The organism is Stenotrophomonas sp. PS02298, assembly GCF_029959445.1.
In the GTDB taxonomy this organism is placed as follows: Bacteria; Pseudomonadota; Gammaproteobacteria; order Xanthomonadales; family Xanthomonadaceae; genus Stenotrophomonas.
In genome coordinates this window covers 1-5683 of sequence record NZ_JASCOR010000217.1, presented here as the reverse complement: position 1 = coordinate 5683, position 5683 = coordinate 1, and the positions used below count along the sequence as shown (strand labels likewise).

Genomic DNA, 5683 nt, shown 5'->3' with positions numbered 1-5683 from the left:
GGTCAGAGTGGGGTTTCGGAACGAAACCCCACTCTGACCCCGGTTTTGACTTGGCTTTTGATCTCGAATCAGGCTGCAGTTACGTGCAGGCGAACATCCACATTGCCGCGCGTGGCGTTCGAGTACGGGCAGATCTTGTGCGCGGCTTCGACCAGGCGCTGGGCATCGGCTTGTTCCAGACCCTTCACTTCAACGTGCAGGTCGATGTCCAGTGCATAGCCGCCTTCGGCGGTCTGGCCGATGCCGACTTCCACCGAGGTGGCGGTGCCTGCGGGCTGCAGCTGCAGCTGCTTGGCGGCGACCGGCAAGGCGTTGTCGAAGCAGGCGGCGTAGCCGAGGGCGAACAGCTGCTCGGGGTTGGCGCCGGCCTTGTTGGAACCCGGCAGGGCCAGATCAAGTGCGAGGCTGCCGTCGTCCAGTGCGGTGCGGCCGGCGCGGCCACCGGTGGCGGTGGCGCGGGTTTTGTAGAAGATCTTCATTGCCGATTCCTTGTAAGGGTGCGTTGGGTACGTCTGCGGAATGCAAATTCGAGAGCGTTGTTGATTGCGTGCTTCCCGGGTGCGCTTCGCTTACCCGGGCTACGGGGTTATGACGCTCAGGCCAGTTGTGCGAGCAGAGCTTTGGCCACGGCTTCGGAGCTGGCCGGGTTCTGGCCGGTGACTAGGTGGCCGTCGCTGAGCACGTAAGGCGCCCAATCGGGGCCCTTGCTGTAGCTGCCGCCGAGGCGGGTGAACTCGTCTTCGATCAGGAACGGCACCACGGCGCTCAGGCCGACGGCGTCTTCTTCGCTATTGGAAAAGCCGGTGACTTTGCGGCCGGCAACCAACGGCTTGCCGTCGGCGGCGCGTGCGGCGATCAGCGCGCCGGGGGCATGGCAGACCAGCCCCAGCGGCTTGTTGGCGCGGTCGAAGGTTTCGATCAGGGCAATCGAATCGGCATCGCGGGCCAGATCCCACAGCGGGCCGTGGCCGCCGGGATAGAACACCGCATCGAACTTGGCGGGATCGATCTGCTTCAGCGGCAGCGTGGTGGCCAGCTGCTGCTGGGCGTCACGGTCGCTGCGGAAGCGGTCGGTGGCGGGAGTCTGTGCATCGGGCTCATCGCTGCGCGGGTCCAGCGGCGGTTGCCCGCCGGCCGGCGATGCGAGGGTGATGTTGGCGCCGGCATCCTTGAACACGTAGTACGGGGCGGCGAATTCCTCCAGCCAGAAGCCGGTCTTGTGCCCGGTGTCGCCGAGCTGGTCGTGCGAGGTCAGTACGAACAGAACATTCATGGCTTTGCCTTCAATTGGTGGGGGTGGAAAGTGCGACGGCGTTGCCGCACAACAGCAGGTGTTCGGTGGCTTCGCGTGCCTGTTGCAGTGGCAGGCGGTCCTGGCTGAGCTTGGACAGCAGGGCCGCGCCCAACCACATCTGGTACAGCACGCGGGCGACATCCAGTGCGGGCTTGCCATTCGGCAGCGAGTCGTCGGCGCGACCTTCTTCGACCAGTGCGGCGATGCGTTGCAGCAGACGCTGCACGCCCTGGTCGAGCACGCGGCGCATGTCCTCGGAAAGGTCGGCCACTTCAGCGGCCAGCTTCACCACCAGGCACTCCTCGGCCCAACCCTGCGCCGGATCGGCCGGGTCACGCGCCCAGGCATCCCAGTAGCGCATCAGCCGTTCGCGACCGGTGCCGGGTTCGGCCAGCAGCTGTTCGAGCTTGCACCCGTAGCCGTCTACGTACTGTTGCAGCAGCTCGCAGCCGAACACTTCCTTTGACGCGAAGTAGTGATAGAACGAGCCCTTGGGCACAGCGCAGGCCTTGAGGATTTCCTGCAGGCCGAGGGCGGCAAAGCCCTTCTGCAGGACCAGCCGGTAGCCGGTGTCCAGGATGTGCTGGCGGGTGGCTTGGGCTTTTGGGGATAGGTTCATGGGATGGAGCTTACTCCGAATAGACCGGTCGTCTATTAATGGGTAATTACTGGGGGACTGTGTCGGCATGCAAGGAACGACACAGATGGCAGGGGAAACCGCATTCCCTTCTCCCGCTGGCGGGGTTAAGAACAGGCGTGTACGGGCCGTAGGCACGTGACTGTTCGTACGCCCCGCGTGCTACGCGGGGCCGGGGCGCGGAGCGAGGTGCCCCGAAGGGGCGGATGAGGGGAGCTTTGGCTTTGGCTTCATCGCCTAAAGCCGGGCGCGGCTGGTTTATTCGCAGATCAACGATTGCTGCTTCGCTCTGCCCTCACCCCAACCCCTCTTCCGCTGGCGGGAGAGGGGCTCTGGTCGTCGCGGGTATTGAGGAAGGCCCAACTTCGCTCATTTCCTCGCAAGTGCCGCGCATCGCGCAGGTGCGCCACTCTTGGCCAGGCTGCTGCAACTGTCCCCAAGGCTTACCAAGAGGGCGCTGAAGCACCGCACCGCAGGCGGTCCCAGCAACGCCCCAAATTTCAAACAAACGATTAAAACACTGCTAATTTCGCCGAACTGGACAGCATTCCCCGCTTCCCTCACACTGCCGCCCTTCCCCGCCGACCCTTGGCACATGGCAAAACTGCTGGTCCTTCACGGCCCCAACCTCAACCTGCTGGGCACGCGCGAGCCCGACGTCTACGGCCACACCACGTTGGCCCAGATCGACGCTGCGCTGGCCGCACAGGCACAGGCAGAGGGGCACCAGAGCGAACACCTGCAGTCCAACGCCGAGCATGTGCTGGTGGACCGGGTGCAGGCTGCGCGTGCCGATGGAACCGCTTTCATCCTGATCAACCCCGCCGCCTTCACCCATACCTCGGTGGCTCTGCGCGATGCGCTGGCCGGGGTGGCGATTCCGTTCATCGAGATCCACCTGTCCAACCCGCATGCGCGCGAGCCCTTCCGCCAGCACAGCTATCTGAGCGACAAGGCCGTCGGCGTGATCTGCGGCTTCGGCGCCGACAGCTACCGCTATGCGATGGATGCCGCACTGGCCCGCGTGGGAGCGGCTGCGTGAACACGCTGCCGCGGTTGCTGACGGGTATGGCCGTGGTGTGCCTGCCGCTGGCGGCTGCCCATGCGCAGAACCTGGATCGCGCCGCCGAAGGCATCGACTGCGCGAATGTGACCAGCACGATGGAGAGCGACCTGTGCGCCTCCGATCGTGCCGCCGAGGCCGATGCGGCCTTGAACACCACGTACAAGCTGGCTCGCCGCCAACTGCAGCAGCAGGCCGCCGACGGCAGCTGCACGCATTGTGGCGCTGCCGAGCAGCAGTTGATCGAGGCACAACGCGCCTGGATCCAGCTGCGTGACAAGGACTGCGACGCGGTCTACGCCTTCAATGCCGACGGGACATCGCGCAATGGTGCGCAGATGCACTGTCTTACCACCCACGCGCAGGACCGTACCCGGCAGCTGCGCGATTTCTACGAACTTTGACCCGGGCGCACCGCGCCTTCTCCTTACTGACTTACTGCAACCAAAGAGGCCCTCATGGATCTGCGCAAAATCAAGAAGCTCATCGACCTGCTGGAAGAGTCGAACCTGGCTGAAATCGAGATCAAGGAAGGCGAAGAATCCGTCCGCCTGTCGCGCAACCCGGTCGGTGGTTTCGTCGCCGCGCCGGCACCGGTCTATGCCGCCGCCCCGGCTGCTGCCGCCCCGGCCATGCCGATGAGCGGTCCGACCGAAGCCTCCACCGGCGGCACCGCCAAGCCGGGCAATGCCCTGCCGGAAGGCCACGTGCAGCGCGCGCCGATGGTCGGCACCTTCTACGCCTCGTCCTCGCCGGACAAGCCGGCCTTCGTCAGCGTTGGCCAGACCGTCAAGGCCGGCGAGACCCTGGCCATCATCGAAGCGATGAAGATGTTCAACCCGATCGAGGCCGAAGTGTCCGGCACCGTGGTGGCCATCCTCGGCGAGAACGGCAGCCCGGTTGAATTCGACCAGCCGCTGTTCGTGATTGCCTGAGGCGCCGGCCATGCTGGATAAAGTCGTCATCGCCAACCGAGGTGAAATCGCGCTGCGCATCCTGCGCGCGTGCCACACCCTCGGCATCCGCACGGTCGCGGTGCATTCCACCGTTGACCGCAATCTCAAGCACGTGGCCATGGCCGACGAGTCGGTCTGCATTGGTCCGGCACCGTCGTCGGAAAGCTACCTCAACATCCCGGCGCTGATCGCCGCGGCCGAGGTCACCGACGCCCAGGCCATCCACCCGGGCTACGGCTTCCTCTCCGAGAATGCCGACTTCGCCGAGCGCGTGGAGCAGTCCGGTTTCATCTTCATCGGCCCGCGTGCGGAAACCATCCGCCTGATGGGCGACAAGGTTGAAGCCATCCGCGCGATGAAGGCTGCCGGCGTGCCGTGCGTGCCCGGTTCGGGCGGCCCGCTGGGCGAAGACATCGTCACCAACACCAAGATCGCCCGTGAGATCGGCTACCCGGTCATCATCAAGGCTTCCGGTGGCGGTGGCGGCCGCGGCATGCGCGTTGTGCATGCCGAAGGCGCGTTGAAGGCCTCCATCGAAACCACCAAGTCCGAAGCCAAGGCAGCATTCGGCAATGGTGAGGTCTACATGGAGAAGTACCTGGAAAACCCGCGTCACGTGGAAATCCAGGTGCTGGCCGACGGCCAGGGCAACGCCATCCACCTGGGTGAGCGCGACTGCTCGATGCAGCGTCGCCACCAGAAGGTGGTGGAAGAAGCGCCGGCACCGGGCATCACCTCCGAACTGCGCGAGCAGATCGGCAAGGTCTGCGTGGAAGCCTGCATCCGCATCGGTTACCGCGGCGCCGGCACCTTCGAGTTCCTGTTCGAAGACGGCAAGTTCTACTTCATCGAAATGAACACCCGCGTGCAGGTGGAACATCCGGTGACCGAGATGGTGACCGGCATCGATCTGGTTGCCGAGCAGCTGCGCATCGCCTCCGGCCAGAAGCTGAGCATCAAGCAGAGCGATGTGGTGCTGCACGGCCACGCGATCGAATGCCGCATCAATGCCGAGGACGCGGAAACCTTCATTCCCAGCCCCGGCCTGATCACCGGCTTCTATCCGCCGGGTGGCCCCGGTGTGCGCGTTGATACGCACATCTACGCTGGCTACAAGGTGCCGCCGAACTACGACTCGATGATCGGCAAGCTGATCGTGCACGGTCCGGACCGCGAAACCGCCATTGCCCGCATGCGGGTGGCGCTGAGCGAGATGGTGGTGGACGGCATCAAGACCAACGTCGCGTTGCAGCAGCGCATCATGCGCGACCAGGGCTTCCAGGCCGGTGGACAGAACATCCACTACCTGGAAAAGCGCCTGGCCGAGCGCAAGACGCGTTCGATCGCGTTGACCTGATTGAAGATGGTTGCCGGGCAACGCCCGGCACCCGCTTCCTGTAGTGCCGAGCCATGCTCGGCATGAAGGTCCAAAGGACCTTACCCCTCCCCAACCCTCCCCTTGGCTACGCCAAAGGGAGGGAGCAGAAATGTAGTGCCGAGCCATGCTCGGCATGAAGGTCCAAAGGACCTTACCCCTCCCCAACCCTCCCCTTGGCTACGCCAAAGGGAGGGGGCAGAAATGTAGTGCCGAGCCATGCTCGGCATGAAGGCCCAAAGGACCTTACCCCTCCCCAACCCTCCCCTTGGCTACGCGAAAGGGAGGGGGCAGGAATGTAGTGCCGAGCCATGCTCGGCATGGGCATTACCGGTAACGCCTCTGCCGAGCATGGCTC

Annotated in this window: 7 protein-coding genes; 4 read left to right on the top strand and 3 right to left on the bottom strand. The window is 64.6% G+C overall.

Annotation, left to right across the window (positions count from 1 at the left end; genetic code table 11):
• Positions 1-68 precede the first annotated feature (68 nt).
• The 3 genes from QMX78_RS19755 to QMX78_RS19745 form a co-directional block, all read right to left on the bottom strand.
• The gene (locus QMX78_RS19755; protein WP_282272824.1) at positions 69-479 is read right to left on the bottom strand and encodes an organic hydroperoxide resistance protein; all 411 of its coding nucleotides are present in this window, start codon (positions 477-479) and stop codon (positions 69-71) included.
• Between the two features lie 116 nt (positions 480-595).
• Positions 596-1273 carry a type 1 glutamine amidotransferase domain-containing protein gene (locus QMX78_RS19750; protein WP_282272822.1) on the bottom strand — a complete coding sequence of 226 codons (678 nt, stop codon included), beginning with the start codon at positions 1271-1273 and terminating at the stop codon, positions 596-598.
• A gap of 10 nt (positions 1274-1283) precedes the next feature.
• Entirely contained in the window at positions 1284-1913 is a 630-nt protein-coding gene (locus QMX78_RS19745) for a TetR/AcrR family transcriptional regulator (RefSeq protein ID WP_282272820.1), read from the bottom strand.
• Positions 1914-2526: 613 nt separating this feature from the next.
• Between QMX78_RS19745 and aroQ the strand changes: the two genes are divergently transcribed.
• Genes aroQ through accC form a run of 4 tightly spaced genes read left to right on the top strand, consistent with a single transcriptional unit; the run spans position 2527 to position 5307 of the window.
• Positions 2527-2973, top strand: coding sequence for a type II 3-dehydroquinate dehydratase (gene aroQ / locus QMX78_RS19740; RefSeq protein WP_282272818.1), 447 nt, complete (start codon positions 2527-2529; stop codon positions 2971-2973).
• A gap of 26 nt (positions 2974-2999) precedes the next feature.
• Positions 3000-3398, top strand: coding sequence for a lysozyme inhibitor LprI family protein (locus tag QMX78_RS19735; RefSeq protein WP_282272826.1), 399 nt, complete (start codon positions 3000-3002; stop codon positions 3396-3398).
• 54 nt (positions 3399-3452) lie between these two features.
• A complete protein-coding gene (gene accB / locus QMX78_RS19730) occupies positions 3453-3929 on the top strand; it encodes an acetyl-CoA carboxylase biotin carboxyl carrier protein (RefSeq protein ID WP_282272816.1) in 477 nt (158 codons plus the stop codon).
• A gap of 10 nt (positions 3930-3939) precedes the next feature.
• On the top strand, positions 3940-5307 hold the full coding sequence (gene accC / locus QMX78_RS19725) for an acetyl-CoA carboxylase biotin carboxylase subunit (protein WP_282272814.1): 1368 nt from the start codon (positions 3940-3942) through the stop codon (positions 5305-5307).
• Positions 5308-5683: the final 376 nt, after the last annotated feature.